The 2,492-nt window shown below is 72.8% G+C and carries 2 protein-coding genes; both read right to left on the reverse strand.

All coding sequences use genetic code 11. The annotated features are described in order from the left end of the window. On the reverse strand, positions 1-1,231 hold a 1,231-nt coding region (locus ACXJKM_RS30035), incomplete at its 3' end, for a methyl-accepting chemotaxis protein (protein ID WP_457356661.1). A gap of 143 nt (positions 1,232-1,374) precedes the next feature. Then, positions 1,375-2,492, reverse strand: a 1,118-nt coding sequence (gene mnmC / locus ACXJKM_RS30040; RefSeq protein ID WP_457356662.1) for an FAD-dependent 5-carboxymethylaminomethyl-2-thiouridine(34) oxidoreductase MnmC, incomplete at its 5' end; no start/stop codon positions are given.

Consider the following 2,492-nt stretch of genomic DNA (forward strand, 5'->3'; position numbering starts at 1 on the left):
CCCCGGCACCCAGCCTGGCCATGGGCGCGGCGGTCGGCCTGGCATTGGCGGCTGGCCTGGGTGCCGGGGCCTTGGCCGCCGGCTTGGCCGGCGCGGGCCGGTGCGCGGCCGGTGCCCTGGGCGCTGCCGGTCGGTGGGCCGCGCCGCCGCTGAGCTTGAACACCCCAATGGCCTCGGCCATGCGGGCCGACTGCTCGCGCAGGCTTTCGGCCGCGGCGGCGGATTCCTCCACCAGGGCGGCGTTCTGCTGCGTCATCTGGTCGAGCTGCACGACGGAGCCGTTGACGACGCCGATGCCCTCGCTCTGCTCGCGCGCCGCGGCGCTGATTTCGCCAATGATGTCGGTCACGCGCTGCACGCTGGCAACGATCTCGGTCATCGTCGCGCCGGCGTCCTGCACCTGCTGGGTACCGGAGTCCACACGCTCGACGCTGGCACTGATGAGGCTCTTGATCTCCTTCGCGGCCTCGGCGCTGCGCTGGGCCAGCAGCCGCACCTCGCCGGCCACGACGGCGAAGCCACGGCCCTGCTCGCCGGCGCGGGCCGCTTCCACGGCGGCGTTCAGCGCCAGGATGTTGGTCTGGAAGGCGATACCGTCGATGGTGCCGATGATCTCGTTGATCTTGCGCGAGCTGTGGCTGATCTGATCCATGGTCGCGACGACCTGCGACACGGCCTCGCCGCCGCGCCGGGCGACGCTGGCGGCGGAGCTGGCAAGCTGGTTGGCCGTCATGGCTGCGTCGGCCGTCTGCTTGACGGTGCCGGTCAACTCGGACATGGAGGACGCGGTGTTCTGCAGATTGCTCGCCGTCTGCTCGGTGCGCTGGCTCAGGTCCAGGTTGCCGGTGGCGATTTCGGCGCTGGCCGTGCCAATGCTGTCGGCGGCTTCGCGCACCTTGGCGATGAGTTTTTGCAGCCCTTGCTGGGTGTCGTCCAGCGCGCCGAGCAGGCGTCCGACGTCACCACTGCCGCCGCGCGGAATGGGGTGGGTCAGGTCAAAGCGAGCCAGCGCCTCGGCGGCCTCGGTGGCCGCATGCAGGCTGCCGCCCGAGCCGCCACTGGCCAGCAGGCCGAACAGGCCGGCCACCCAGGTGAGCGCCAGGACGGCATACAACCAACCCTTGGCGGCGCCGGCGTTGTCGCCCAGGCCGGACAGCGCCATGCCGGCGCCCACGGTGACCACGCCGAGCACAACGCCCAGAGCCAACTTCAACCGCTGCGAACCGCTCATGCCGTCGTCTCCATCAGAAAAGGAAAAAGACACCGGCCAGGCCGGGTCAACAGCGCAGTGTGCCGCCGGCTCTGGTGGGGCGGAAGAGCGATATGGGGGAGGAAGCGGCAATAGTTGCCCGAACCAGGGCCAAACAGGCCGGCTCAGCCGCCCGGCCTGCGTCGCTGGCGCAACGCGAAGCGCAGCGGGTCGACAGCGTCCAGCAACTCGGCCTCGAGCGGCCGTGGCGAGCCCAGGGCCAGCGCCGCGACCAGGCGCCCGGCCAGGGCCGCCCAGGTGATGCCTCGCGAGGCAAAACCGGTGCAGGCGATGAGCCCCGGCTGGCGTGGCTGCAGGCGCAGTTGCTCGGCCGCCTCACCGGGAGCCGCCAGACCGCCGATCAGCGGCAGGCGGTCCGGCGCGATGAGGCGCCAGGCCACGCGGCCGGAGAGCGGCGCCTGCGGCGGGGTGGCCAGGCCGGCCAAGCGCGCGTAGCGGGCGAGGTTGTCGGCCTGATCAACCTCGCGCAGCGCCGGGTCGAGATCACCGTCCTGGGTCGTCGCACCGCACCACAGGCCGCCGCGGCCATCGGCGATGGCGTAGCCGTCGCCGGCGATGGGGACGGTGGGGCACCAGGGCGCTTCCGGCAAGTGGGTCAACTGGCCGCGCTGCACGGTCAAGCCGGCAGCCAGTTCGCCGAGCAGCGACAGTTGGCCATGGCCGCCGGCCAGCACGACAAGGGGCGCCTCGGCGATGCGATGACCCTGGGCATCCCGCAGGCGCCAGCCGTCGGTGGCTGCTTCCAGGGCGGCGACGGGGCTGCCCAGTTTCAGGGCGACCCCGCTGGCGGCCAACATGGCGCGGATGTAGGCGGCCGGGTCCAGCGCGCCACCACCGGGATAGAACCAGGCCGGGTGGGCGAGGGCGGTGCCGGCCAGGATCGAGGCGCCTTCGGCGGACAGGGCCTCGACATAGCCCGGCGCGCCGCGCATGGCGGCCAGCGGCAGTCGCGTCTCCATCCTCAGCAGGCCGCGCTGATGAGGCAGGGCGAGCTCCGTCAGCAAAGCCTGCGTGGCCAGCGCCGCGGCGCGGTTGAAGCGCGCGTGCGGGCCGTCGTCCGGGTTGAGGGTGCCATGGAAGAGGCCGGCCGGGTTGCCCGAGCTGGCTTGGGCCGGGCCGGGCAACGCATCGACGACGGTGCAGGCCACGCCCGCCCGCGAGAGCGCCAGCGCGCAGGCCGCACCCGCAAGGCCGGCGCCGACGATGACGGCCTGCTTCGCGC

This window comes from Roseateles sp. P5_D6 (assembly GCF_054049415.1).